The organism is Stenotrophomonas sp. GQ19, assembly GCF_059758695.1.
The window spans coordinates 41,447-64,920 of sequence record NZ_JCAXES010000006.1 but is presented as its reverse complement, the minus strand read 5'-3'; the positions used below and the strand labels follow the sequence as shown (position 1 = coordinate 64,920).

The 23,474-nt window shown below is 68.0% G+C and carries 23 protein-coding genes; 7 read left to right on the top strand and 16 right to left on the bottom strand.

The genetic code is table 11. The features are described 5' to 3' along the window. Positions 1–108: 108 nt before the first annotated feature. Positions 109–738, bottom strand: coding sequence for a signal peptidase I (gene lepB / locus AC6CHL_RS12670; protein ID WP_498294802.1), 630 nt, complete (start codon positions 736–738; stop codon positions 109–111). Between the two features lie 184 nt (positions 739–922). On the opposite strand from lepB, the gene AC6CHL_RS12665 reads away from it, so the two are divergent. Both AC6CHL_RS12665 and AC6CHL_RS12660 read left to right on the top strand, forming a co-directional pair. After that, the gene (locus AC6CHL_RS12665) at positions 923–1,330 is read left to right on the top strand and encodes a hypothetical protein (protein WP_137191325.1); all 408 of its coding nucleotides are present in this window, start codon (positions 923–925) and stop codon (positions 1,328–1,330) included. Between the two features lie 3 nt (positions 1,331–1,333). Beyond that, positions 1,334–1,783, top strand: coding sequence for a 3-dehydroquinate dehydratase (locus AC6CHL_RS12660; RefSeq protein ID WP_038691188.1), 450 nt, complete (start codon positions 1,334–1,336; stop codon positions 1,781–1,783). A 384-nt stretch (positions 1,784–2,167) separates the two neighbouring features. On the opposite strand, the gene dcp is transcribed toward AC6CHL_RS12660, so the two are convergent. The 3 genes from dcp to arfB form a co-directional block, all read right to left on the bottom strand. Beyond that, positions 2,168–4,324, bottom strand: a complete 2,157-nt coding sequence (gene dcp / locus AC6CHL_RS12655; protein WP_038691190.1) for a peptidyl-dipeptidase Dcp — start codon at positions 4,322–4,324, stop codon at positions 2,168–2,170. Between the two features lie 143 nt (positions 4,325–4,467). Then, on the bottom strand, positions 4,468–5,070 hold the full coding sequence (locus AC6CHL_RS12650) for a lysophospholipid acyltransferase family protein (RefSeq protein ID WP_038691192.1): 603 nt from the start codon (positions 5,068–5,070) through the stop codon (positions 4,468–4,470). Positions 5,071–5,074: 4 nt separating this feature from the next. Next, a complete protein-coding gene (arfB, locus tag AC6CHL_RS12645) occupies positions 5,075–5,506 on the bottom strand; it encodes an alternative ribosome rescue aminoacyl-tRNA hydrolase ArfB (protein WP_038691194.1) in 432 nt (143 codons plus the stop codon). Between the two features lie 139 nt (positions 5,507–5,645). On the opposite strand from arfB, the gene AC6CHL_RS12640 reads away from it, so the two are divergent. Beyond that, on the top strand, positions 5,646–6,215 hold the full coding sequence (locus AC6CHL_RS12640) for a DUF2059 domain-containing protein (protein ID WP_498294627.1): 570 nt from the start codon (positions 5,646–5,648) through the stop codon (positions 6,213–6,215). A 348-nt stretch (positions 6,216–6,563) separates the two neighbouring features. Here AC6CHL_RS12640 and AC6CHL_RS12635 read toward each other — a convergent pair whose 3' ends face one another. The 3 genes from AC6CHL_RS12635 to AC6CHL_RS12625 all read right to left on the bottom strand — a co-directional run bounded on the left by AC6CHL_RS12635 (position 6,564) and on the right by AC6CHL_RS12625 (position 9,739). Beyond that, positions 6,564–7,304 carry a pseudouridine synthase gene (locus AC6CHL_RS12635; RefSeq protein WP_498294625.1) on the bottom strand — a complete coding sequence of 247 codons (741 nt, stop codon included), beginning with the start codon at positions 7,302–7,304 and terminating at the stop codon, positions 6,564–6,566. 138 nt (positions 7,305–7,442) lie between these two features. Further along, positions 7,443–9,101 carry a ubiquinone biosynthesis regulatory protein kinase UbiB gene (gene ubiB, locus AC6CHL_RS12630; protein ID WP_038691196.1) on the bottom strand — a complete coding sequence of 553 codons (1,659 nt, stop codon included), beginning with the start codon at positions 9,099–9,101 and terminating at the stop codon, positions 7,443–7,445. Further along, the gene (locus AC6CHL_RS12625; protein ID WP_498294623.1) at positions 9,098–9,739 is read right to left on the bottom strand and encodes a ubiquinone biosynthesis accessory factor UbiJ; all 642 of its coding nucleotides are present in this window, start codon (positions 9,737–9,739) and stop codon (positions 9,098–9,100) included. The genes ubiB and AC6CHL_RS12625 overlap by 4 nt, the downstream gene beginning before the upstream one ends. A gap of 142 nt (positions 9,740–9,881) precedes the next feature. On the opposite strand from AC6CHL_RS12625, the gene ddlA reads away from it, so the two are divergent. Continuing rightward, positions 9,882–10,988 carry a D-alanine--D-alanine ligase gene (gene ddlA / locus AC6CHL_RS12620; protein WP_498294621.1) on the top strand — a complete coding sequence of 369 codons (1,107 nt, stop codon included), beginning with the start codon at positions 9,882–9,884 and terminating at the stop codon, positions 10,986–10,988. A gap of 81 nt (positions 10,989–11,069) precedes the next feature. Here ddlA and AC6CHL_RS12615 read toward each other — a convergent pair whose 3' ends face one another. The 3 genes from AC6CHL_RS12615 to oleC all read right to left on the bottom strand — a co-directional run bounded on the left by AC6CHL_RS12615 (position 11,070) and on the right by oleC (position 13,949). Continuing rightward, on the bottom strand, positions 11,070–11,225 hold the full coding sequence (locus AC6CHL_RS12615; RefSeq protein WP_038691201.1) for a DUF1328 domain-containing protein: 156 nt from the start codon (positions 11,223–11,225) through the stop codon (positions 11,070–11,072). A gap of 61 nt (positions 11,226–11,286) precedes the next feature. Beyond that, complete coding sequence (oleD, locus tag AC6CHL_RS12610; protein WP_038691203.1) at positions 11,287–12,297, bottom strand: 2-alkyl-3-oxoalkanoate reductase; 1,011 nt, start codon at positions 12,295–12,297, stop codon at positions 11,287–11,289. Continuing rightward, a complete protein-coding gene (oleC, locus tag AC6CHL_RS12605; protein ID WP_498294620.1) occupies positions 12,294–13,949 on the bottom strand; it encodes an olefin beta-lactone synthetase in 1,656 nt (551 codons plus the stop codon). Before oleC ends, oleD begins: the two co-directional genes overlap by 4 nt. Before the next feature lie 103 nt (positions 13,950–14,052). On the opposite strand from oleC, the gene AC6CHL_RS12600 reads away from it, so the two are divergent. Continuing rightward, positions 14,053–14,478: a YkgJ family cysteine cluster protein gene (locus AC6CHL_RS12600; protein ID WP_038691207.1), complete on the top strand. Its 426-nt coding sequence runs from the start codon at positions 14,053–14,055 to the stop codon at positions 14,476–14,478. Positions 14,479–14,729: 251 nt separating this feature from the next. On the opposite strand, the gene AC6CHL_RS12595 is transcribed toward AC6CHL_RS12600, so the two are convergent. From AC6CHL_RS12595 to AC6CHL_RS12580, 4 genes are all read right to left on the bottom strand, one after another. Continuing rightward, positions 14,730–15,620 carry an alpha/beta fold hydrolase gene (locus AC6CHL_RS12595; RefSeq protein WP_463600147.1) on the bottom strand — a complete coding sequence of 297 codons (891 nt, stop codon included), beginning with the start codon at positions 15,618–15,620 and terminating at the stop codon, positions 14,730–14,732. Positions 15,621–15,681: 61 nt separating this feature from the next. Next, positions 15,682–16,698, bottom strand: a complete 1,017-nt coding sequence (locus AC6CHL_RS12590; protein ID WP_038691210.1) for a 3-oxoacyl-ACP synthase III — start codon at positions 16,696–16,698, stop codon at positions 15,682–15,684. A gap of 114 nt (positions 16,699–16,812) precedes the next feature. Then, positions 16,813–17,130, bottom strand: coding sequence for a DUF4156 domain-containing protein (locus AC6CHL_RS12585; RefSeq protein ID WP_137191338.1), 318 nt, complete (start codon positions 17,128–17,130; stop codon positions 16,813–16,815). A gap of 173 nt (positions 17,131–17,303) precedes the next feature. Next, entirely contained in the window at positions 17,304–20,171 is a 2,868-nt protein-coding gene (locus tag AC6CHL_RS12580) for a M16 family metallopeptidase (RefSeq protein WP_498294617.1), read from the bottom strand. 404 nt (positions 20,172–20,575) lie between these two features. Between AC6CHL_RS12580 and AC6CHL_RS12575 the strand changes: the two genes are divergently transcribed. Together AC6CHL_RS12575 and trmL are read left to right on the top strand one after the other, a co-directional pair. Next, the gene (locus tag AC6CHL_RS12575; protein ID WP_498294615.1) at positions 20,576–21,043 is read left to right on the top strand and encodes an XAC0231 family protein; all 468 of its coding nucleotides are present in this window, start codon (positions 20,576–20,578) and stop codon (positions 21,041–21,043) included. 43 nt (positions 21,044–21,086) lie between these two features. Beyond that, on the top strand, positions 21,087–21,563 hold the full coding sequence (trmL, locus tag AC6CHL_RS12570) for a tRNA (uridine(34)/cytosine(34)/5-carboxymethylaminomethyluridine(34)-2'-O)-methyltransferase TrmL (RefSeq protein WP_498294614.1): 477 nt from the start codon (positions 21,087–21,089) through the stop codon (positions 21,561–21,563). Positions 21,564–21,743: 180 nt separating this feature from the next. Here trmL and AC6CHL_RS12565 read toward each other — a convergent pair whose 3' ends face one another. Together AC6CHL_RS12565 and AC6CHL_RS12560 are read right to left on the bottom strand one after the other, a co-directional pair. Further along, positions 21,744–22,208: a hypothetical protein gene (locus AC6CHL_RS12565; protein WP_038691220.1), complete on the bottom strand. Its 465-nt coding sequence runs from the start codon at positions 22,206–22,208 to the stop codon at positions 21,744–21,746. Positions 22,209–22,290: 82 nt separating this feature from the next. Continuing rightward, positions 22,291–23,454 carry an acyl-CoA dehydrogenase family protein gene (locus AC6CHL_RS12560; protein WP_038691223.1) on the bottom strand — a complete coding sequence of 388 codons (1,164 nt, stop codon included), beginning with the start codon at positions 23,452–23,454 and terminating at the stop codon, positions 22,291–22,293. Between the last annotated feature and the right edge of the window lie 20 nt (positions 23,455–23,474).

The following is a 23,474-nucleotide window of genomic DNA, read 5'->3' as shown; positions in this document are numbered from 1 at the left end:
CCCGGACGAGAAGTCAGCGCTCAGGATAGGCAGCGTCGACAGGTCGATCCATAACCTGGAATGTCTGCATCGAGACGTTCTACATATCGATTCAGATCGCGACCGTGGTTACAGCGCCTGCCAGGTCAGGCCGTCCCCGCGCCGGTAGTAGACGTGCGAGGCCTTGCCGTACAACGCGCTGGCCTGGACCAGCCCGAAGAAGCGGCCATCGGCGCTGTTGCCGCGGTGGTCGCCCAGCATCAGCACCTTGCCGTCCGGCACGGTCAGGCCGGTGATGTCCGGCCCGCCACCCTGGCCCAGATCGAGCTGGGCCACGTGCTGGCCGAAGTCCTCGACCTCGCCTTGGGTGGCGTCTGCCAGCGGCCGACCATTGATGCTGAGGTGGCCGTCATGCAGCTCGACCCGGTCGCCGCCCACCGCGGCAATCCGCTTGATCAGGCGGATGCCATCCACGGGGGAGTCGAACACCGCCACGTCGCCGCGCTGCGGCTGGCCGGTGTGCAGCAGCTCCACCGAGGTGAACGGCAGGCGCAGGCCATAGGCGCGCATGTCCACCACGACCCGGTCGCCCGGCATCAGGGTGTGCTGCATCGAACCGCTGGGCACCTGGTAATGGTTGGCCAGCGAGTCGCGCGCGGCCAACAGCAGGCCCAGCATCACGGCCAGCGGCAGTGCTTCCTTCTTCAGCCAGTGCACGATGCGGTTGGAGGGTGCGGCGGTGGATTCGGTAGCGGGCATATCCATGGCCAGGCTCTCTCGGGGTGTGGGCTATGACCGTGGCGGGGCCTGCCAAGTTCCCCGGCCACGGGCCCAGAAGCTACGCGGAATTTATGCGCTGCAGGCACCGGGGGCATGGCGGTTTTACGCGCTCCGGTCGCATCGTGGCACCACCGCGCCGCAAGGCGCTTGAACGAGGTGTTGCATGACCATCCTGATGATCCGGCACTCGCCGCCTGGCGCGGCACCGGACGCCATGCCGCTGCCTGCCCGGGTGGCCGGGCACCGCGTGGCCTGCCGCGACTGCGATTCCCTGCCGGCGCTGGTGCGCTGCCTGCAGCGCGCGCAGCGCAGCCGTCCGGCGCTGGTGCTGATCGCCACCACGGCGGTGGATGCGCCGCAATGGGCGCGCTATGGGCAGGCGCTGCGCACGGCGCTGGAGGCGCTGCCGGCGCCCTACATCGAGATGGCCAGCAACGACGACGACGCGCTGGACGAGCACCTGCACCCGCAGCACGCGCCGACGGCGCGGGTGGTGTGCAGCAGCGGCCGCGACGATGCGTGCCGGCTGTCGCTGGCGATCGCCGCGCGTCGCCTGACGGCGGAGGCCTGAGCCATGTCGATCTTCATCATCCGTGGTCCGGAGGCGGCCGGCGCGCTGATCCGCACCGCGCAGCCGTTGCCGGCACCGGTCCTGAAATCGCTGGTGCACCGTGCGATCGATGCGGGCACCACGGTGGCCATCCGCGCATGCGGGTCCGAACAGGAACTGCTGGATGCACTGCGCGTGGCCGACCACAGCCGTGGCGAGGTGACCCTGCTGGACCCGGGCGCGTGCGTGGGCAGCCTGCGCCTGCAACAGCTGCTGCCGTACCTGCGCAATGCCTATGTGGAAGTGCACGACGATGACACGCGCAGCCCCGAAGCGTGCCTGCCGCCGGACATCGGCCAGCGCATCGGGGTGGCGCACGGGTACTGCGCGCAGAGCTACATGCATGCGCTGGAGATCGCGTTGGACCACCTGGGGTGCAGCGAGATCGTGGACGGGGTGCACGTGGGGACGTGAGGGGCACGGCCGTCACGCGGGGCGTGTCCACGCGCGGCGGTCGGTCGGTGGGCCAGGCGCTGGGGCCCCATGCCCTTTCCGGCGAATGTCCCCCGGCGTCGGCCTGCGGCCGCCCCCTCCTCCTTTATTTCGCCTCCAAGAGCATGGGGCCCCAGCGCCTGACCCACCGACCAGCGCAAGAAAAGCCTGGCGTCCACTTGCTTGCCGCAAGCTTGGCGCCGTAGCGGCCGGTAGGCGCCTGGGCAAAATAAAGGAGGAGGCCGCTCCGCGGCCGGGGGACATTTGCGCCAGGGGCCCACCGGCCGCTACGGGGCCCTCACGCGCGCGACAAGCAAAAAAAAACGGCAGGGTTTCCCCTGCCGTTTTTGTTGTACCCGGCCGCGGTTACTTCAGGCCGCGGTTGACCAGCAGCGGTTCCACCGACGGGTCCTTGCCGCGGAAATCGCGGTACAGGTCCGACAGCTCCACGCTGTTGCCGCGCGAGAGGATCTTGTCGCGGAACACCTGGCCGTTCTGCGCGGTCAGGCCGCCGTTTTCCTTGAACCACTCGAAGGCGTCATGGTCGAGCACTTCGGCCCAGAAGTAGGCGTAGTACCCGGCCGAATAGCCACCGCCCCAGATGTGGTCGAAGTAGGTGGTGCGGTAGCGCGGCGGCACCTGCGGCAGGTCGACCTTGAACTTCTTCAGCGCGCCCGCTTCGAAGCTGGCCACGTCCTGCAGCGGCGCGTCGGCCGGCTGGGTGTGCCAGGCCAGGTCAAGCAGCGCGGCCGACAGGTACTCGGTGGTCGCATAGCCCTGGTTGAAGGTGCGCGCCTTGAGGATCTTGTCGACCAGTGCCTGCGGCATCGGCTCGCCGGTCTTGTAGTTCTTGGCGTAGTTGGCGAACACCTTCGGGTCCAGCGCCCAGTGTTCGTTGAACTGCGAAGGGAACTCGACGAAATCGCGCGAGGTGCTGGTGCCGGCGATGGACGGGTACTTCACCTTCGAGAACATGCCATGCAGGGCGTGGCCGAACTCATGGAACATCGTGGTTACGTCATCGAAGCTGAGCAGCGCGGGCTGGCCGGCGGCGGGCTTGGTGAAGTTGCACACGTTGTAGACCACCGGCTTGGCACCGGTCAGGCCGTCCTGTTCGACGAACACGTCCATCCAGGCGCCACCGGACTTGCTGTCACGCTTGAAGTAGTCGGTGTAGAACAGGGCCAGCGAGGTGCCGTCCTTGTCGAACACTTCGTAGACCTTCATGTCCGCGTGGTAGGTCGGGATGTCGGTGCGCGGCTTGAAGGTGATGCCGTACAGCTGGGTGGCGGCGTAGAAGACGCCGTTCTGCAGCACGTTGTCCATCTCGAAGTACGGCTTGATCTGCGACTCGTCCAGATCGTACTGCGCCTTGCGCACCTGTTCGGCGTAGAAGTCCCAGTCGGACGCGGCCAGCTTGAAACCGCCCTTCTGGGCGTCGATCACCTTCTGCATCTCGCCGATCTCGCCGCGCGCCTTGGCGGTGGCCGCCGGCACGGTGTCGGTGAGCAGCTTGAGCGCAGCCGCCGGGGTCTTGGCCATCTGGTCGGCCAGGCTGTAGGCGGCGTAGTTGTCGAAGCCCAGCAGCTTGGCCTTCTGCGCACGCAGCTGCGCCAGGCGCTGTACGGTCTGGCGGGTGTCGTTGGCATCGCCCTTTTCGGCGCGCGTTTCCGACGCCTTGAGCACGGCGGCGCGCTGCTCACGGTCGCTCAGCGAACCGAGCACCGGCTGCTGGGTGGTGTTCTGCAGCGGCAGCAGGTACTTGCCGTCCAGCTTGCGGTCCTTGGCGTCGGCCGCGGCGGTGTTGATCGCGTCCTCGTCCAGGCCGGCCAGCTTGGCCTTGTCGTCGACCACCACGGCACCGGCGGCGGTGGCGGCTACCAGGCGGGTGTGGAACTGGGTGGCCAGCGTGGTTTCTTCCACGTTGAGCTTGCGCAGCGAGGCCTTGTCGGCGTCGTTGAGCTGCGCGCCGGCGCGCACGAACTCCTGGTAGTCACGCTCGACCAGGCGCAGCTGCACCGGGTCCAGGCCCAGCGACTGGCGCTGGTCGTAGATGCTCTTGATGCGGGCGAACAGCTTCGGGTCGAGGTTGATCTCGTCCTGGTGGTCGGCCAGCTTCGGGGCGACTTCTTCCTGGATCTTCTGGCGCGCGTCGTTGGTATCGGCCTGGACCAGGCCGAAGAAGATGCGCGACACGCGGGTCAAGGTCTCGCCGCTGCGCTCCAGCGCTTCGATGGTGTTGTCGAAGGTGGCCGGCTCGGGGTTGTCGGCGATCTTGCGGACCTCGGCCAGGTGCTGCTTCATGCCTTCGTTGAAGGCCGGCAGGTAGTCACTGTCCTTGATCTTGTCGAACGGCGGCGCCTGGAACGGCAGCGTGCTGGCGCTCAACAGGGGATTGGTGGAGGCATCGGCCGGCTGCTGCGCGGCGGGGGTCTGGGTGTCGGACACGGGGGTGGACTCCTTGCCGGAACAGGCCGCCAGCGCCAGGCTGATGGCAGCGGCCAAAACTACGGTACGCGACATGAAACGGGCTCCTTGGAATGGGATGCGACTGCGGAAAAACCGCAGCCGATCACCCTACTCCGATTGCCCGGGACCGGCATGTGCCGGACGTGGCGTATGGCTGTGCAGCCCCCGGCGCCAGCCACGGCAGGGGCTGGCGGGACTCAGACGGTGCCGCGGTTCTTGCCCTGCCACGGCTGGTAATAGGCGCGGATGGCGGCCATGTCGGCCGCGTCATCGCCGCTGGAGTGGAACAGCGGGCCGATCCCGATGACCTTCTCCGGGTAGTGGAAGTACGCCGCCAGCACCGGCACGTCGGCCATCCGCGCGATCTTCAGGAACCCGGCCTTCCAGTGGGTCACCGCCTTGCGGGTGCCTTCGGGGGTGATGGCATACCACATGCGTTCGGATCCCCGGATCAGGCTGACCGCCTGCTCGACGGTGCCCTGCGGCGAGCTGCGGTCCAGCGGGATCACGCCCAGCGCGCGCAGCAGCGGCGACAGCGGCCACCAGAACAGCGAGGCCTTGCCCAGCACCTTCACCTGCATGCCCAGCGCGATCTTGGCCGCCATGCCCCAGAACCCGTCCCAGTTGGACGAGTGCGGGGCAATGATGAAGACCAGTTTGGGCACGTCGGGGAAGGTGCCCACCACCTTCCAGCCGCCCAGGCGCAACGTGCAGCGGGCCAGCCAGCGAAGGAAGCGGTTCGGTTTGACCTGCGGCATGTTGGGCGGAACGGCCGGCAACAGCGGACTTCGGTTGTTCAAGCAATCACTCCCAATTGCGTGTGGTGCGTCCGCGCTTGATCTGCGCGCGGCCTTTTTTCTCGTCCAGGCGGCGCAGCTTGGCGCCATACGAGGGCTTGGTGGCCACGCGCGGCTTGGGCACGCTGAGGCTTTCCTGGATGAAGGCGGCCAGGCGCTCGCGGGCATCGTCGCGGTTGCGGTCCTGGGTGCGGAAGCGCTGGGCGTCGATGACCAGCACGCCTTCGCCGGTCATGCGCCGATCGCGCCGTGCCAGCAGGCGCGAGCGCAGCGGTTCGGGCAGCGACGGCGAGCCGGCCACGTCGAAACGCAGTTCCACGGCGGTGGAGACCTTGTTGACGTTCTGGCCGCCGGCGCCGCTGGCGCGCACGAACCGCTCGACGAGTTCCGCATCGGGAATCGACAGGTGCGCGCTGATGATGACGGGTGCAGAAGCCATGGGCGGCATTGTAAAGGCAGGACCGGGTCCAGGGGTGGGGCAAACATCCCCGATGACGCCGATAACGTCCGCAAACTACGGCCTGCTGACGCCTTCGCAGGTATCCTCGGGGTTCCATGCCACGCAGGATGCCCCGCACATGCTTTTGATCCGCTCCCTGGCCATTGCCACCACTCCCCGCCGTGCGCTGACCCGTGTCGGCCTTGTCCTGGCGCTCGGCTTGGCCGCGATCGCGCCGGCAGTGGCCGCGCCGCCGTCCGATGCCGACATCAACCGGCTGCTGGCCGCCTCGCGTGCGCAGACCATGCTGGACAGCATGCTGCCGCAGATCGAGGCGATGCAGCGCCAGCAGTTCCAGCAGGTGGCCCAGCAGCGCCAGCTGGACGCGCAGCAGCAGGAACAGATGAAGCGGATGGAGGCGCGCACCACCCAGACCATCCGCCAGGCGCTGTCTTGGCAGCAGCTGCGGCCGATGTACGTGGACCTGTACAAGAAGAGCTTCAGCAAGGAAGACGTACTGGCGATGGCCGAGTTCTACGAGAGCTCGGCCGGCCAGAGCCTGCTCGACAAGACCCCGGCGCTGATGCAGAACGTGATGGTGGCCATCCAGGAAAAGATGCAGCCGCTGTTCGTGGACCTGCAGAAGGACCTCGAGGCGATCATGAACGAGGCGCCGGCGCCGGCGCCGACGGCGGCGCCCGCCCGGTAACGCACCCCGCCCCGGTAGAACCGACCGTTGGTCGGCTGCACGGACACCACCTCGGCTCTACCCGGTTGGATTCCGGGCGGTCGGATGCACGCAGGCCACCCCGGGGTAGAGCCGACCGTTGGTCGGCTGCACGGATAACCCGGGCGCCGCGCGTAGAGCAGCCGACCAAGGGTCGGCTCTACCCGGTTGGATCCTGGGCGGTTGGTTGGCCGCATGCCGCACCTCGGGCGTAGAGCCGACCGTTGGTCGGCTGCACGGATAACCCGGGTACCGCGCGTAGAGCAGCCGACCAACGGTCGGCTCTACCCGGTTGGATCCCGGGCACATTTCAGCGCGGTCAGGCCCCGCTCAAACCGCATCCCACCCCAACAGATCCATCGCCTTGCGGAACTCACCGTCCACCGGGGCGCTGACATCCATCGCGGTGCCATCGGGGTGCGGGAAGCGCAGGCGTTCGGCGTGCAGCAGCATGCGGTGGATGCCCTGCATGCGGAAGCTGCGGTTGTGCCGTCCATCGCCGTGGCTGGTGTCGCCGATCAGGTGATGCGACAGGTGCTTGAGGTGGCGGCGGATCTGGCGGAAGCGGCCGGTCTGCGGCTGGCAGCGCAGCAGCGCATAGCGCGAGGTGTCGAACTCGCCGACGGGCACGGCGATCTCGCCCACGGCCACGCGCTGGAAATGGGTGATGGCCTGTTTCTTGACCGGCTTGCCCGGACCACCGTCGAGGTCGTGGTCGACCGTGAACGCCTCCTCGGCCGGCCAGCCACGGCAGATGGCCAGGTAGTCCTTGGTGACGTCGCCGCCCATCAGCGCTTTGCCCAGCACGCTGGCGCTTTCGCGGTCGAAGGCCAGCAGCAGGCAGCCACTGGTGGCACGGTCCAGACGGTGCACGAGGAAGATCGGCTTGCCGAGCTGCTCGCGCAGGCGGTCGGCGAGGAAGTCGTCTTCGCCACGGGCCAGTTTGCTGTCGTGGACCATCAGCCCGGCGGGCTTGTTGACCACGGCCAGGCGGTCGTCCACGTGCAGCAGCTGCAGCGGGGCCGCGTCGGCGGTGGCGGAGAGTGCGCTGTCGTTATCGGTGTCGTTCACCGATCGATTATCCCCGCCACGCGCGGGCAGCGCCATCGGTGATGATTCAGGCGGCGCTGCGTGCCGCGATCAATCCGCCGTTGCGGATCATCGCGCACGCAGGCGTCGAGGGCATCCGTGACTACCTGCAGCCCCAGGTCAGCGCCGCCACCACGCACTGGCCAGCGAGAACAGGCCGGCCGCGCCGCTCACCCAGCTCCATACCGGCGCATCGCCGAAGTACCAGCCGCCCGGCTGCATGCCGTACAGCACCGCCGCCACGATCAACAGGCCGACACCGGCGATCGCCGCCACCGCGCGCTTCTGCAGCTTCTGCAGGTTGGTGTTGAGCGCCACCAGGTCCTGCGAGCGCATCGACAGCTCGTGCCCGCCTTCCACCTGCTGCTTCAACCAGGCGTGCACCAGGCGCGGCATGTCGGGGGTGTGGGTCATGATTTCCGGCAGCCGCTTGCGCAGCTCCTTCAGCACCCGGCGCGGGCTGTAACGTTCGCGCAGGATGCGTTCCAGCACCGGCCGTGCCACCGCCCAGATGTCCAGCTCCGGGTCGAGCTGGCGGCCCACGCCTTCGATGTTGAGCAGGGTCTTCTGCAGCAGGATCAGCTGCGGCTGCAGGGTCAGCTCATAGCGCTGCGCCACGCGGAACAGCTTGATCAGTACTTCGGCCAGCGAGATCTGCGACAGCGGGCGGGTGAAATACGGTTCGCATACCGAGCGCGCCGCCGCTTCCAGCTCGTCGATGCGCACGTTGTTGGGCATCCAGCCGGCTTCAACGTGGAGCTCGGCCATGCGCCGGTAGTCCTTGTTGAAGATGGCCATGAAGTTTTCGGCGAGGTAGTACTGATCCTGCTCGGACAGCTGGCCCATGATGCCGAAGTCCAGCGCGATGAAGCGCGGGTTGTCACGCCGGGCCGGATCGATGTCGACCCAGATGTTGCCGGCGTGCGCATCGGCATGGAAGAAGTTGTCGCGGAACACCTGGGTGTAGAACACCCGCACGCCCTTGGCGGCCAGTGCCTTGCGGTCGATGCCGGCCTTGTCCAGCGCGGCGATGTCGTCCGACGGAATGCCCCACACCCGTTCCAGGGTGAGCGCGCGCTCGGCGGTGTGGCTCCAGATCACTTCCGGTACGTACAGATCGTCCGAGTCGACCCAGTTGCGGCGCAGCACGCTGGCATTGGCGCCTTCGCGCTGCAGGTCCAGTTCGGCGGCCAGGGTGTTCTCCACTTCGGCCACCACTTCGCGCGGGCGAATCTTGTCGGCGCGCGGGTGGGTGCGCTCGACCAGCGCGGCAGCGGAGTTGAGCAGCGCGATATCGGCGCCGATCTGCTTTTCAATGTCGGGGCGCAGCACCTTGACCACCACCTGGCGGCCATCGGCGAGGGTGGCCGCATGCACCTGCGCGATCGAGGCCGAGGCCAGCGGCTGCAGGTCGAAGCTGGCGAACGCTTCACTGACCGGGCGGCCCAGCGCCTGCTCGACGATGCGCTGCGCGGTGGCACCGTCAAACGGCTTTACCCGGTCCTGCAGCAGGGTGAGTTCGTTGGCGATGTCGGCCGGGATCAGGTCGCGGCGGGTGGACAGGATCTGCCCGAACTTGACGAAGATCGGGCCGAGGTCCTGCAGCGCCAGGCGCAGGCGCGCGCCGCGCGACTGGGCGGCGATGTCGGCCGAGGCGCGCGGCACGAACGGCTTGGCCACGCGCAGCCAGCGCTCGGCCACGGTGCCTTCCAGCAGGTCGTCCAGGCGGTAACGCAGGATCACGCGGCCAATGCGGGTGGCGCGGAACATCGCCTTCATGCGCGCACCTGGCGCAGGCGCTGCACGCGCACGGTAATGCGTTCCACATCGTCGCGCATCACATCCACGTCGTCGTGGAAGGCTTCCAGTTCTGCTCGCGGTACCACGTCGCGCGACTCCTCGGTAACAAATTCAGCGGCGCTGTGCGCCAGGTCGGACATGCCACGGCGTGCGTGCTGCAGCGCCGCGCGCAGGCTGTTGGCCACCTGCACCCCCAGCACCTCGCCGAACACGCGCACGAACGGCTGCTGCCAGTCCGGATCGAAACGGCTGGCCAGTTGCTGCAGGCGCCGGGCCAGCTCGGCATCGCCGGACACCTTGACCCGCCCGGCCGGGGCGTCGCCGCCACGACGTGCATGGGCCAGGAACGGCAACTGCGCCAGCACCCCGCCCAGCGTGCTGCGTACGGCCAGGTCCGGCTCCTGCTGCGGGTCGACCGGGCCCACGGTGAGGCGCGGCCCGTCCACCCCGATGCGCATCGCCAGCGCCGGCGATTCCAGGGTCAGGGCGATGTGGCGGCCATCCAGCGCGGCCAGTGCAGCGCCGGTGTCCGGGTCCAGCGCCAGCGCGCGGTTGAGCGCCAGCTGCAGCGCATTGCCGGCCAGCGGCTTGAGGGAACTGAGGAGGGAACGGGCCATCGGTGCATTCTACCTGCCCCATGCCGGGCCGGGACCGCCGCACGCGCGCCAAGCCTGACGCGTGCATGAAGCCCGGGAGCCCCGTCGGCGGCCAACCGGTTCATGCTGTGCAGCCAAGATCAGCGCAGGAGCATCAACAGACATGGGCAAGACCCGGGTAGGCATCATTTTCGGTGGCCGTTCGGCCGAGCATGAAGTGTCGCTGCAGTCGGCGAAGAACATTGTGGACGCACTGGACAAGGAACGCTTCGACGTCACCCTGATCGGCATCGACAAGCAGGGCCAGTGGCACATCAGCGACCCGCAGCACTTTCTGCTGCATGCCCAGGACCCCGCGCGGATCGCGCTGCACCGCTCGGGCAATGCAGTCGCCGTGCGCCCGGGCCTGGCGCAGCAGCAGCTGGTGCCCACCGACCCGGCCACCGCGCTGGAACAGATCGACGTGGTGTTCCCCATCGTGCACGGCACGCTGGGCGAGGACGGCTCGCTGCAGGGCCTGCTGCGCATGGCCAACCTGCCGTTCGTGGGCGCCGGCGTGCTCGGGTCGGCGGTGGCGATGGACAAGGACGTGGCCAAGCGCCTGCTGCGCGATGCCGGCCTGGCCGTGGCCCCGTTCGTCTGCTTCAACCGCGCCAGCGCAGCCAACGCCGACTACGCGGCCCTGGTGGCGCAGCTGGGCGCGCCACTGTTCGTCAAACCGGCCAACCAAGGCTCGTCGGTGGGCGTGAGCAAGGTGCACACCGCGCAGCAGTTCCATGAGGCACTGGCGCTGGCGCTGTCCTACGACCACAAGGCGCTGGTGGAAACGGCCATCGACGGACGCGAGATCGAGTGCGCGGTGCTGGGCAATGAAACGCCGGAGGCCAGCGTCTGCGGCGAGGTGGTGGTGCACGACGAATTCTATTCGTACGACACCAAGTACATCAGCGAGCACGGCGCCGACGTGGTGGTGCCGGCAGCGATCAGCGACGCCGACCAGCAGCGCATCCGCGCCATTGCCGTGCGTGCCTACCAGGCCCTGGACTGCGCCGGGCTGGCGCGGGTGGATGTGTTCCTCGGCCGCGATGGCGAGGTGGTCATCAACGAGATGAACACCCTGCCCGGCTTCACCCGGATCAGCATGTATCCCAAGCTGTGGGCGGCCAGCGGGCTGGGCTACACCGCCTTGATCACCCGCCTGCTGGAACTGGCGCTGGAGCGGCATGCGCGCGAACGTGCGCTGCAGAGCTCCATTACGACGACGGCCTGACCCCCTTTCGAGGATCAGGCCGTCGTCAGGCGCCGCTGGGCACCCCGCGCTGGAGAGAGGTAGCGCGGGCTGCCCGGCGAACTACCCTCGCTTGCGGAACATCGACACCACCGCCAGGATCAGGAACACCACAAACAGGATCCAGGCAATGTTACTGGCAGCGCCGGCGATGCCGGAGAAGCCGAGCACCGCCGCGATGATGGCGATGACGAAAAAGATTACGGCGTAATGCAGCATGTCGATCCTCGCGTAATGCGTGCCGGATTGGCGTGCTGCAATCTTCACCAAACCGCGGTGTTCAGGAAGTGATGGCGCCCTCTGCGCGCGATGAAGACTTCAGCCTCGTGAGGCCTTCGTCAATGCTCACCTGCGGCACGTAGCCGAAGTCGCGGCGCGCCGGCTCCATGCTGTACCAGTGCGGCGTGCACAGCTGCTCGGCGAGGAAGCGGGTCATCGGCGGTTCGCCGCGCAGGCGCAGCAGCGGCCACAGGCGTTCGGCCACCGCGCCGATGCGGTAGGCGGTCTTGAAGCTGATCGACTTCTCCACCGCCGGGGCGCCCACGGCGGCCATCAGCTTGTTGAGCAGCTCGCGCATCGGCAACGGTTCGCCGTTGGAGATGAAGTACGCCTTGCCCGCGCACGCCGCGCCGGGGGCGAGGTGTTCGAAGGCCAGGAAATGGGCCAGCGCGGCATTGTCGATGTAGGTCGTGTCGACCAGGTTGGTACCGTCGCCGACGAAGCGCAGCCGGCCCGCGCGCGCGCGTTCGGCAAGGCGTGGCACCAGCTGCTGGTCGCCCGGGCCCCAGATCAGCCGCGGGCGCAGCGCCACCGTGGCCAGGGTGGCATCGTTGGCGGCCAGCACACGCTGCTCGGCGAGGGTCTTGGTGGCCGCGTAGGGCGCCTGGAAGTCTTCGCCGTAAGGCACCTCGTCGGCCCCCAGCCCTTCCACCGGATGGGTGGCGCGGTGGGTCACGCTGGGCGTGGAGGTGTAGATCAGCTTGCCCACGCCGTGTTCGCGACAGGCGGCAATCACGTTGTCGGTGCCCACCACGTTGGCCTGGAAGTAGCTGTCATAGCTGCCCCATGCGCCGGCCTTGGCCCCGTTGTGGAAGACCGCATCGACCCCGGCCACGGCGTGTCGCACGGCATCGGCGTCGGCCAGGTCGCCGCGGATCTGGCCCACGCCCAGCGCGGCCAGCGGCGGGTAATCGCCCCGGTTGAAACTGAGCACCTGGTGGCCACGCTGCACCAGCCCGCGGCACAGCGCCTGCCCGAGGAAGCCACCACCACCGGTCACCAGGATCTTCATGCGTGCGTTTCCACTTGGGTTGCGGCCCAGACAGCCAGCTTCTCGCGGCCGATCTTGGCGTTGTGGCGGATATCCACCGGGAAGCCCGGGTGCATCAGGAACTGTTCGATGCGGGTGGTGTGCGGGTGCGCGTCGGCCTCGTGGCGCAGGCGCTCGCGCAGCGCCGGCGTATCGGCCGCGCCGGGCTGCAGCTCCACGCACAGCACCGGCCGCTGCCGGCCGGCCGGTCCCACGCCGACCAGCGCGGTGCGGGCGATGCCGTCCAGCGCATTGAACACTGGCTCCACCTGTTCGGTGTACAGCGGGCCGTGCGCGGTTTCCAGCCGCTGGGTCTTGCGCCCGCAGAACCACAACCGGCCCTGCGCGTCGAAGTAGCCCACATCGCCCATGCGGTGCACCACCTGCGTGCGGCCATCGACCAGCACTTCGCTGATCTTGGCCGCGGCCGTGGCCTGGGGGCGGTTGAAGTAGCTGTCGGTGGCGGTCGGGCCGGCCACGGTGATCTCGCCCACCTCGCCCACCGCCAGTTCGCGTACCTGCGACCACTGCGGCAGCGGCGCGTCGTCGACGGCGATGATGCGCACCTGGTTGGGCGCCACCACGCGGCCCACGCAGGTGCCGGCGCCGGCCTCGGTGGCCTGGCGCGTGCTGTCCAGCTCGCGCCCTTCGATGACCGCCACCGGCAGGCACTCGGTGGCGCCGTACGGGGTCCAGAACTGCGCGTCATCGGGCAGCAACCGGCGGATCCGCGCCACCACGTCCGGCGGCACCGGCGCGCCGGCCGAGGTAACCCGGCGCACGCCTTGTAGCGGCTGGCCATGGTCGGCGAGCACGCGCATCAGCGCCGGCGAGCCGAACAGCTGGGTGATGCCGAAGCGGGCGATGGCGTCGTGCAGCTTGCGCGGGTCGGCCTTGGCCGGGCGCGTGGGGTCCATGTCCGGGATCACCGAGGTCAGGCCCAGCGCCGGGTCGAACAGGGCAAACGGCGGGAACGTCGGCAGGTCGACGCCGCCGGCCTCCATGCCGAAGGCGGCACGCAGCAGGTCGACCTGGCCTACGAAGTGGCGGTGGCGGTAGACCACGCCCTTGGGCACCCCGGTGGAGCCGCTGGTGAACAGGATCGCGGCGACATCCTCGCCGTCGGTGGCGGCCATCGACTGTGGCGCCCGCGCGCCATCGGCCTCGATGCGGGCCAGCGTGGTGCCGCCCCAGCCCCAGCGCCGGCCCACCGTCACCATCGTCTTCACCCCCGGGCACCAGCGCAGCACCAGCCGGGCCACGTGGGCCAGGCCGATGCCGATGAAGGCCTGCGGCTGGGCCTCTTCCAGGCACTGTTTGAGCGCGCGCTTGTCGATGCCGGGGTCGACCAGCACCGGCACCGCGCCGTTCTTGAACAGCGCGAACATCAGCAGGAAGAATTCCGGGGACGGCCGCACCATCACCACCGCGCGCACGCCACGGCCGATGCCATGCGCGGCCAGGCCGGCGGCCAGCGCGTCGCTGCGTGCGTTGAGGGTGCGGTAGTCCAGGGTGACGTCATAGGCCGCCATGCCGCCGGGGCCGGGCTTTCCCGGGCAGCGGATGGCAATCTGGTCGGGGCGCTCACGGGCCAGCTCGGGCAGGCGGGCGGCGATGTTGACGGGGCTGTTCATCCGTTCATTGTCGCCGCTGCAGAAAAATCTTGCGCGACGGCCAACGGCGTGGAAAATTCGCGCCCTTCCCTCCTGCTCGATTGCCGCCCAAGGCCGGTACCCCATGTCCCATCCCTGCCTCACCTGCGGCGCCTGCTGCACCCAGTACCGTGTGGCGTTCCACTGGATGGAATCGGACGAGGTCACCCCCGGTGGCGTGCCGCATGAACTGACCCAGGTGCTGGACCCGCACCGGCTGTGCATGCGCGGCACCCTGTCCAAGCCGGTGTACTGCGTGGCGCTGGATGCGGAGATCGGCGTGTATTCCCGCTGCACCATCCACCCCAACCGGCCCAGCGTGTGCCGCGAGGTGGACGCCTCGTGGGAGTACGGCAAGGCCAGCCCGCAGTGCGACAAGGCGCGGGTAGCGCACGGCATGCCGGCCCTGACCCTGGCCGATTGGCGCTGGCGGGACGCGGCGGACAACGACGATGATCATCCCGACGACAACGGCAGTTCGCCGGCCCCGCAGGCGCCGATCGCGGCGTGAGGGTGTGCGTCCGGGGGTGATGGCCTGGAGCGAAGGGCAGCCGACCAACGGTCGGCTCTACCGGGGAGGGGTTCCGACTCGGTCAAACGTCGGTACCCGGCGATGGGTTCCGATCCGACCGAACGTCGGTGCACGGTGACGGGTTTCGATCCGACCGAACGTCGGTGCCCGGTGACGGGTTCCGGCCCGAACCAACGTCGGCATCAACCGGTTGATCGGTAGGTGACGACCGTTGGTCGTCACATCACCGGTCAGATCGGGTTGGCGTCCAGGAACGCCCGGATCTTCGGTACCAGCACCTCGTGCTTGTCTTCCAGCACGTAATGCCCGGCATCCTCGAAGGCATGCACCTGGGCCTGCGGCAGCGCGGCCTGGAAGCCGGCCAGGAAGTGGTGGTCGAACACGAAGTCACGCAGGCCCCAGCCGATGAAGGCCGGGCGGTCGGCGAACGACGGCAGCGCCTCACCGGCGCGCGCCAGCAGCGACCAGGCCTTGTCGGCCGGCGTCAGCGGAATGTCCTGCATGAAGCGGATGGTGCTGATGCGGTTGGCGTAGCTGTTGTACGGCGACACGTAAGCCCGGCGCACGTCGGCCGGCATCCTGCGCTCCACGCCCAGCCACGAGGCGCCGGAGGAAAACGCGTTGAACGTGCGGATGATCCACTCGCCCACCTTCCAGTGCCGGCCCAGCGCGATCTGCCACGGCATCTTCTTGGCCGCCGGCATCGGGAACGCCGCGGTGTTGAGCACCACCAGCCGTTTCACCTGCGCATGGTGCGACAGCGCCCAGCCGAAGCCGATCATGCCGCCCCAGTCGTGCACGGCCAGGGTGACCGGGCCGGTGATGCCCAGGTGCACCAGCAGCGCGTCCAGGTCGTCCACGCGCGACTGCAGCGTGTAGTCGTAATGCGCGTCATCGGGCTTGTCCGACAGGCCCATGCCGATGTGGTCGGGCACGATGCAGCGGTATGTATCCGACAGCCCGGCCACCAGCGTGCGCCAGTAATAGCTCCACGACGGATTGCCATGGACCATCACCACCACCTCGCCGTCGCGCGGGCCTTCGTCGAGGTAATTCATCGACAGACCGGGGCGGACCTCGAAACGCTGCGGGTGGGCGGGGTAACCGGGAAGCTGGGGCATGCAATCGCACCTGTAAAAAGGGCCGGTAGTACCGGCCCTTGGAATCAACGCAGCGGTCTGCTTACCAGACCACTTCGGCCATCGAGCAGTTCAGGCCCGAACCGATGCCCAGCAGCGCGATGCGGTCGCCCTTCTTCAGGCGGCCCAGCTCCTTGAGCTTGCTCAGCACGATCGGCACCGAGGCCGGGCCGATGTTGCCGTGCTCGCCGAAGATGGTCATGACCTTCTTCGGGTCGATGCCGAAGTTCTTGATGAACGCGGCGGTGTGCGGCTGGCTGACCTGGTGGATGACGAACTGGTCCAGTTCGTCCACCGCCCAGCCCAGCGCTTCGCGCGCGGCGACGAAGGTCTTCTGCGCCAGCTTGATGCCTTCGATCAGCAGCATGCGGGTGTCGGTGACCATGCGGTCCAGGTTGCCGCGGCACAGCTGGTTCCACTCGGTGGCCGAGCGGGTCACGCCACCGCGGTAACGCGGGGCATCGGGCACCAGCTCGGTACGCGCCATCACCATGGCAGCGGCACCGCAGCCCAGGGTCAGGGCGGCCATCTCGTTGCGGAAGTCGTCGGCGGTCACGCCCGGCAGGGCCATGCGCTCGAGGGTCTTCTCGTAGACCAGGTTGGCGGTTTCGCCATCGACGATCAGGGCGTAGTCGATCTCACCGCGCTCAAGCATGCGCGCAGCGATGTCCATGCCGTTGATGAAGGCCAGGCAGGCATTGGCGACGTCGAAGGTCATGCATTCGTCGCCCACGCCCAGGTTGCCCGACACGATGCTGGCCGTGGACGGCTCCAGGTAGTCGCGGCTGACCGAGGTGTTGACCAGCAGGCCGATCTTGTCGGCGCCGATGCCGGCGTCTTCCAGCGCCTTGCGGGCCGCCAGGGTGGCCGCGTCGGAGGCGAGCATGTCCGCGTCCCACAGGCGGCGGGCGTGGATGCCGGCGATGTCGCCGAGCACGTCGGTACGGATGCCCAGACGATCCAGCGTCGGCTGCAGACGTTCGTTGATTTCCTTGGACGTCAGCGTGTGCGGCGCGTCGATGTGCGCCAGGCCGGCGATAGAGACATTCTTGAAGAGCATCAGTTAGCGCCAAGGCTCAGGCAAAGGGGGCGCTATTGTAAGCCGGCGCTGCCTTCACCGCACCTTTACGAATTCACGCCCGGGCGTATGGTGCGGCCGGGCGGCCTGAAGGGTTCAGCGCGGCGGGCACTGGAAGGCCAGAAAGCGCTGGCTGCCATCGGCCGGCTGGCCGGCGGCCTGGACCGCATTGGCCCCGGCGCTGGGGGCTTCATTGCGTGCCAGGGTTTCCAGTTCTTCCTGCACGCGCAAGGGGTTGCGGTTGTAGAAGCCCACCTTGCTCTTGACCGTCACCACCACCTCGCCCTTGGTCTGGCAGCCGCTGGGCACCTGCCCGGCCGGCAGCACGCGCACGGTCTTGCCCACCGGTTCGATCGGCACCCAGGTGCAGGCGGTGGCGCTGAGGGTGAGCAGGGAAAGCAGAAGAACGCGCATGTGGGAAACCTGGCTGGGCGACGAGAAAGGAGTGTGCGGGAAACGGCTGAATCGGGGGTGATGGGGTGCCGGGCGGTGGCCCGGCACCCCATCGGGTGGCGTTGTCGAGGGTGCCGGCCTGGGGCCGGCATTACCTTGGGTTGGGATCGCGTGGAGCCGGCCAGCGGCCGGCACTACCGGGCGGCGGGGGTGGCGGCCGGAGCCGTTTCCTTGCCGTCGGCGTCGATCACGTGGACCTCGCCGATGTTCAGCGCGCGGACTTCCTTCTCGGTCTGCTTCAGGTCGCCGACCACCACCCAGGTGAGGGTGTTGGGGTCCAGCGTGGCGGCGGCCTGCTGCACCTGCGCCGGGGTCATCGCCTCGATCTCGGCCTTGCGCTTGAACACGTAATCGTCCGGGCGCTGGTAACGCACGATGCTGCTGATGGTCCCGAGCACCGCGCTGGCGGTCTCATAGGCACCGGGCAGGCTGAGCGTCTGGATGTTGCGGATGCGCGCCACTTCCGCCGCCGTGGCCGGCTTGGCACCGCTGGCGAAGTCGCGGATGTCCTTCTGCAGTTCCTGCATCGACTCGGCGGTCTTGTCGATCTGCACCGGGGCACGCGCGCCCCACGGACGCTGGCCCAGCGTGGACGGGGCGCTGCTGCCGGCGCCGTAGGACCAGTGCTTCTCCTCGCGCAGGTTCATGTTCAGGCGCGAGGTGAAGTCGCCGCCCAGCACGCCGTTGGCGATGTCGAAGCGGGTGCTGCCCGGGTCCATCGCCGAGGGCACCAGCTGGCTGGCAAACAGGTTGGCCTGCACCGCGCCGGGCTGGTCGATCAGGTACACGCGGGCATGGGTGGGACGGGCCACGTCGGCCGGTGCCTTGACCTGCGGCGCGGTGCCGGTGCTCTTCCAGTCGCCGAACTGGCGCTCCAGCAGCGGCACGATGTCCTTCAGGGTGGTGTCACCCACCACGATCAGGGTGCCCTGTTCGGGGCGCAGCGCGTCACGGTGGAAGCTGACCAGGTCGTCGCGGGTCAGCGACTGGATGTCCGCCTCGTTGCCGCTGCCGGTGAACGGAATGGCATACGGATGCCCGGCGCCGTAGAGCAGGGTGGGCATCACCCGCATCGCGGCTGCGCTGGGGTTGACCTTTTCCTGCTGGATGCCGGCGATCCAGGTCGCCTTGACCCGGTCGATCTCGCCCTGCTCGAAGCGCGGCTGGCGCAGCATGTCCGCGTACAGGGCCAGCGACGGCGCCAGGTTTTCCTTCAAGGCCGACAGGTAGACGCTGGCACTGTCCAGCGATGCCGAGGCGCCCAGGGTGGCACCCAGAGCGTCGGCGGCGTTGGCGAAGGGCAGCGCGCCGAGCTTGCCGGCGCCTTCACCCATCAGGTCCATGGTGAAGTTGGCGGTGCCCTGCTTGCGGCCCTGGTCGGCGGTGAAGCCACCGGGGAACTCATAGCTGAACTGCACCACCGGGATGTCGTGGCGCTCGGCCAGGATCACCTTGGTGCCGTTCTTCAACGTGGCGCGGTGCAGCTGCGGGAACTTCAGTTCCGGGAAGGTCTTGGTCTGCGGTACGCCGGTGCTGCGGTCGACCTGCTTGGGCAGGGTGGTGTACTTGGCATCCACGGCCGGCACGGTGAACGGCTTGGGCGACTGCGACGGCAGTTCGGCCAGCGCCACGCGCGCGCCCGGTTCCACCACGATGGTGTGGTCGCCCACGCCCAGCCACTTGGCGCCCACCGCGCGCACGTCGGCGGCGCTGGCCGCGTCGATGTTGGCCAGCGATCGGCGGAAGCAGCCCGGGTCGCCTTCGAACACGGTGCACTCGGCCAGCGCGTCGGCCTTGCCGCCGAACCCGCCGATGCGCTCGATGCCGCGGATGAAGCCGGCGCGGAAGGCGGTCTTGCCGCGGCTCAGTTCGTCGGCGGTGGGACCGTCCTTGGCCAGGCGCTTGATCTCTTCATCGATGATCGCCTCCACCTTGGCCGGGTCCACGCCCTGCTTGACCGTGGCCATCACCACGAAGTTGGAGCCCAGCTGCGAGCTGTAGGCACCGGCGCTGATGTTGTCCACCAGCTTGTCCTGGTGCAGCAGGCGCTGGTCCAGGCGCGAGGACTTGGCCCCGCCCAGCACCTGGGCAAACAGCTGCAGCTGGTCGATATCGGTGGTGCCGACCTGGGCCACGTTCCAGGCGCGGTAGATACGCGCCTGCGGCACCTTGTCGGTCATCACCTCGCGGGTGCTCTTCTCGCGCTGGGCCACGTCCACCTTGGGCTGGGCCATGGTCGGGCCGGCCGGGATGTCACCGAAGTAGCGGGCGACCTTTTCCTTGGCGGTCGCCACGTCGATGTCGCCGGCCAGCACCAGCACCGCGTTGTTGGGGCCGTACCAGGTGCGGAACCAGGTTTTGACGTCATCCAGCGACGCGGCGTTGAGATCGTTCATCGAACCGATCACGCCGTGGTGGTACGGGTGGCCCTCCGGGTACATGGCGCGGGTCAGCTTGTCCCACACCTGCCCATAGGGCTGGTTCTCGCCCTGGCGCTTCTCGTTCTGGACCACGCCGCGCTGTTCGTCGAGCGCGGCCTGGTCGATCGCGCCGACCAGGTGGCCCATGCGGTCGGACTCCATCCACAGCGCCATGTCCAGCGCGGTGGTGGGCACGTTCTCGAAGTAGTTGGTGCGGTCGGTATTGGTGGTGCCGTTCTGGCCGGTCACGCCGACCTGCTTGAAGGGTTCGAAATATTCGCCGTCGTGGTTTTCGCTGCCCTGGAACATCAGGTGTTCGAACAGGTGCGCAAAGCCGGTGCGACCGGCCGGTTCGTCCTTGCTGCCCACGTGGTACCAGACGTTGACCGCCACGATCGGCGCCTTGCGGTCGGTGTGCACCACCACGCGCAGGCCATTGGGAAGGGTGAACTGCTCGAACGGAATGTCGACCTTGGCCGGCGTGGCGGGCTTGGCCAGCGCAGGGGCCGGCACGACGCTGCCCAGGGCGGCGGAGAGCGCTACAGCCAGCAGCGCGGCACGCGGGCGAAATTGGACGGTCATTCCGGTTCCTTGGTCATGAAAGTGAAGGCCGATCCTAGCGCGTGACGGGCGCCTGCGGCATCGGCCAACAGTCACTGCGGGTCCCGTGGGTGTTTTCGGGGTTGAAGGCGAGGGCAGCGGTCAGCTCGGCCCTGCCTGAACGCCTGGGCGCGGACACCTGCGCACCGCCATCGGACAGGTGTCCGGACAGCGGACACCCCGTCAGTGGCGAAAAACCCTTACGAATCAACGAGAAAAAGTTGGCACGGCACCTGCTTGGTACTGGCTGTGGCAAAGGCAGGAACAGATCCAACATGACTGCCCGCTGAACCGAAACGAAAAAGTTGAAATTGTTCTTGCATGCCCCGAATCGGTGTACTACCTTACTACCACACCACTGCCCACCAACACTAAACAGGCCCGCCATGAACACCAAGACCCTCGCCATTGCCATCGCCCTCGCCGCCGGCGCCACGTTTGCTTCGAACGTGCAGGCCGCCACCATCACCACCCTGGACACCGTGCAGGTGCGTCCGTCCGCCGACCAGATCGCCCAGGCCGAGATCGAGCGCACCAGCGCCATTCCGACCCTGTCGCTGGTGGAAGTCCGCCCGGGCGCCGGCCTGATCGCCGACTACCGCGCCGAGCTGGCCGGCAGCCGCCGCGTGACCACGCTGGCCGCCGTCGAAGTCCGTCCGACCGCCGAGCAGTACCAGGCGCTGGCGGCCGAGCAGGTGACCCACCGCGATTACGTGGCCACGCTGGCCGCCGCTGCCACCGCCGTTGCCCGCGACGTCATCGTCAATCTGCCGGCTCTGCAGGTGCGCCCGTCGGCCGCCGATCTGCAGGCCCTGGCGCTGGAAACCGCTGCCCAGGTGCTGGTCCGTCCGTAATCGGTTGCTGCGGTAATACGCAGCAGCCGCGTAAACTGCGGCCATGACCGCGCCCACGTTCCACGTCATCCTGTTCCAACCCGAAATTCCGCCGAACACCGGCAATGTGATCCGCCTCTGCGCCAACACCGGCGCGCGGCTGCACCTGATCGAGCCGCTCGGTTTCGACCTGAGCGACAAGCAGCTCAAGCGCGCCGGCCTGGACTATCACGAATACGCTCGACTGCAGGTACATCCCGACCTGGATACCGCCCTGCAGGCCATTGCACCCAAGCGCCTGTTCGCCCTGAGTACCCGCGGCAGCGTGCGTTACGACACCCCGCAGTTCGCCGACGGCGATGCCTTTCTGTTCGGCCCGGAAACCCGCGGGCTGCCCCAGGACCTGCTCGACGCGCTCCCCGATGGCCGGCGCCTGCGCCTGCCGATGCAGCCGGACAACCGCAGCCTCAATCTGTCCAACACGGTCGCCGTGGTGATGTACGAGGCTTGGCGGCAGCGCGGGTTTGCCGGCGGGGTGTAGTTCGCGTTTGTGCGGCGCACCGGTACCCTGCGCTCCTCGGTCCGTCGGGGGGACGGCGCGGAACCGGCGGCGCTCATTCGCTCCGCCGGTTCCGCGGTGCTCGGCTCGCTTCCAAGCGAGCCCGACAGCCGCACATTGGATGCCTTCTGCCTGGATCAATCAGGGGCGGGCACCATCGCCTCACCCAGAGTGTGTGAGCTTGCCCAGGGAAGAAAACTCCAGACCATCAATATCAGCATGTGCACCGCACATGCCCAAGCCAGTAGCAGTGGGATCAATGCCGCCGGATGAGACTCTCAGCGCATCCACATGTTTCTCGATAGCCACGACGCCTAGTTCGGACTCATAAATCAGCTTTCCGGCTACTGGCTTCATATGCAGCACAAATGTGCAGACATGCTGCATCGACTGGGTACTATGCAGCTCAACCCTGTATCCCTTTGATTCTTCGACGATCGACAGGCCGTCCCTGAAGTCGTCGCGGCAACTACGTCCGGTGCGCGGTTCAGTGCAGAGATCGCTCGGCTGCGAGTACTGGCCTGTCCATGCCTCCCCGTCCCGGTTGCCTGCCAACGCCGCCTGCAGCGCGCAGGCGTGGAAGACCAACGAGAACCACACCAGCGTCTTTGCAAGATTGTTTTTCATTCATCTAACCTCTCGTGCTGGGCGTTGCATGTTGCGCACCTTCCTGGGCCATGCCGGCCAGCGGCCGGCACTACCGATCCGCTCAGAACGCGTTGATGCCCGTCAGCTCCCGCCCGATCACCAGCTGGTGCACGGTTTCGGTGCCTTCGTAGGTGATGACCGATTCCAGGTTCAGCGCGTGGCGGATCGCCATGTGCTCGGTGGTGATGCCGGCACCGCCGAGCAGGTCGCGGCATTCGCGGGCGATGTCGATGGCCATGCGGCAGTTGTTCCACTTGGCCAGGCTGACCTGCTGCGGCTGCAGCTGGCCGGCGTCCTTCAACCGGCCCAGCTGCAAGGCCAGCAGCTGCGCGGTGGTGATGCGCCGGGCCATGTCGGCCAGCTTGATCTGTGCACTCTGCGTGGCAGCCACCGGCCGGCCGAACAGCACGCGCTGCTTGGTGTAGTTCAGCGCCTCGTCCAGGCAGGCCACCGCCGCGCCGATCGGGCCCCAGCTGATGCCGTAGCGCGCCTGGTTCAAGCAGCCCAGCGGGCCTTTCAGGCCCTGCACGTTGGGCAGGCGGTTGCGCTCGGGCACGCGCACGTTGTCGAAGAACAGCGCGCCGGTGAGCGAGGCGCGCAGGCTCATCTTGTGCTTGATTTCCTGCGTGGTGAAGCCGGCCATGCCCTTTTCCAGCACGAAGCCCTGGATACCGTCTTCGGTGTGTGCCCAGACGATGGCGATGTCGGCCACCGGGCCGCTGGTGATCCACATCTTGCTGCCGTTGACCAGCCAGTCGCCGCCGTCGCGCACCGCGCGCGTCTTCATCGCCGCCGGGTCGGAGCCGCCGTGCGCTTCGGTCAGGCCGAAGCAGCCGATCACCTTGCCGGCGGCCATGTCGGGCAGCCAGCGCGTGCGCTGCTCCTCGCTGCCGTAGGCAAAGATCGGGTACATGCACAGCGAGCTCTGCACCGACACGAAGCTGCGCAGGCCCGAATCGCCGCGTTCCAGTTCCTGGCAGATCAGCCCGTAGCTGACCGCGTTGAGCCCGCCGCCGCCGTACTGCTCGGGCAGGCTGCAGCCGAGCAGGCCCAGCGCGGCGATCTCCGGGATCAACTCGTCCGGGAAGCGCCCCTGGTCGAAGGCGTCGCCGATGATCGGCAGCACGCGCTCGTCGGTGAAGCGCGCCACCGTGGCCTGCACGGCGCGCTCCTCGTCGCTGAGCAGGGAGCGGACATCAAACAGGTCATACGGATTCAGTGACATGGCTACCCGGGCGTGATGGC

Coding starts and splice junctions, on each gene's coding strand:
- AC6CHL_RS12590 (WP_038691210.1), bottom strand. CDS start 16,698: ATGCTCTTCAAGAATGTCTCTATCGCCGGCCTGGCGCACATCGACGCG.
- trmL (WP_498294614.1), top strand. CDS start 21,087: ATGACCGCGCCCACGTTCCACGTCATCCTGTTCCAACCCGAAATTCCG.
- AC6CHL_RS12580 (WP_498294617.1), bottom strand. CDS start 20,171: ATGACCGTCCAATTTCGCCCGCGTGCCGCGCTGCTGGCTGTAGCGCTC.
- arfB (WP_038691194.1), bottom strand. CDS start 5,506: ATGGCTTCTGCACCCGTCATCATCAGCGCGCACCTGTCGATTCCCGAT.
- AC6CHL_RS12615 (WP_038691201.1), bottom strand. CDS start 11,225: ATGCTGCATTACGCCGTAATCTTTTTCGTCATCGCCATCATCGCGGCG.
- AC6CHL_RS12565 (WP_038691220.1), bottom strand. CDS start 22,208: ATGAAAAACAATCTTGCAAAGACGCTGGTGTGGTTCTCGTTGGTCTTC.
- oleD (WP_038691203.1), bottom strand. CDS start 12,297: ATGAAGATCCTGGTGACCGGTGGTGGTGGCTTCCTCGGGCAGGCGCTG.
- oleC (WP_498294620.1), bottom strand. CDS start 13,949: ATGAACAGCCCCGTCAACATCGCCGCCCGCCTGCCCGAGCTGGCCCGT.
- AC6CHL_RS12660 (WP_038691188.1), top strand. CDS start 1,334: ATGTCGATCTTCATCATCCGTGGTCCGGAGGCGGCCGGCGCGCTGATC.
- dcp (WP_038691190.1), bottom strand. CDS start 4,324: ATGTCGCGTACCGTAGTTTTGGCCGCTGCCATCAGCCTGGCGCTGGCG.
- AC6CHL_RS12640 (WP_498294627.1), top strand. CDS start 5,646: ATGCTTTTGATCCGCTCCCTGGCCATTGCCACCACTCCCCGCCGTGCG.
- AC6CHL_RS12595 (WP_463600147.1), bottom strand. CDS start 15,620: ATGCCCCAGCTTCCCGGTTACCCCGCCCACCCGCAGCGTTTCGAGGTC.
- AC6CHL_RS12625 (WP_498294623.1), bottom strand. CDS start 9,739: ATGGCCCGTTCCCTCCTCAGTTCCCTCAAGCCGCTGGCCGGCAATGCG.
- ubiB (WP_038691196.1), bottom strand. CDS start 9,101: ATGAAGGCGATGTTCCGCGCCACCCGCATTGGCCGCGTGATCCTGCGT.
- AC6CHL_RS12575 (WP_498294615.1), top strand. CDS start 20,576: ATGAACACCAAGACCCTCGCCATTGCCATCGCCCTCGCCGCCGGCGCC.
- AC6CHL_RS12585 (WP_137191338.1), bottom strand. CDS start 17,130: ATGCGCGTTCTTCTGCTTTCCCTGCTCACCCTCAGCGCCACCGCCTGC.
- lepB (WP_498294802.1), bottom strand. CDS start 738: ATGCCCGCTACCGAATCCACCGCCGCACCCTCCAACCGCATCGTGCAC.
- AC6CHL_RS12560 (WP_038691223.1), bottom strand. CDS start 23,454: ATGTCACTGAATCCGTATGACCTGTTTGATGTCCGCTCCCTGCTCAGC.
- AC6CHL_RS12665 (WP_137191325.1), top strand. CDS start 923: ATGACCATCCTGATGATCCGGCACTCGCCGCCTGGCGCGGCACCGGAC.
- AC6CHL_RS12600 (WP_038691207.1), top strand. CDS start 14,053: ATGTCCCATCCCTGCCTCACCTGCGGCGCCTGCTGCACCCAGTACCGT.
- ddlA (WP_498294621.1), top strand. CDS start 9,882: ATGGGCAAGACCCGGGTAGGCATCATTTTCGGTGGCCGTTCGGCCGAG.